The organism is Bacillus sp. SIMBA_074 (assembly GCF_046534555.1).
Lineage (GTDB): Bacteria > Bacillota > Bacilli > Bacillales > Bacillaceae_G > Bacillus_A > Bacillus_A mycoides.
In genome coordinates this window covers 1-232 of record NZ_JAWRYM010001301.1, presented here as the reverse complement: position 1 = coordinate 232, position 232 = coordinate 1, and the positions used below count along the sequence as shown (strand labels likewise).

At 37.1% G+C, this 232-nt stretch carries 1 protein-coding gene; it reads right to left on the bottom strand.

Features of this window, described 5'->3' with window-relative positions:
• Window positions 1-204 (bottom strand): aminotransferase class I/II-fold pyridoxal phosphate-dependent enzyme (locus SB773_RS34905; RefSeq protein ID WP_410595159.1); only part of this gene is annotated, 204 nt, incomplete at its 3' end.
• Between the last annotated feature and the right edge of the window lie 28 nt (window positions 205-232).

Sequence of the window (232 nt, the reverse complement as noted above, 5' to 3'; positions counted from 1 at the left end):
CTTGCATTTTTCAATGAAAGCTTGATCTTCCAAAGCGACGATAGCAATATTCTGTGCGAATGTGTTGACATTGAATGGTTCCCGGGATGGATCTAGTTTCTGAATAATATCCTCATCTGCCAAACCGTACCCTACCCTAAAACTTGCAAGCCCATAAATTTTTGAAAATGTACGAAGTATGATCAAGTTTTTAAATTTATTAATCCATTGATTCGTTCTCGGGTAATCCTCA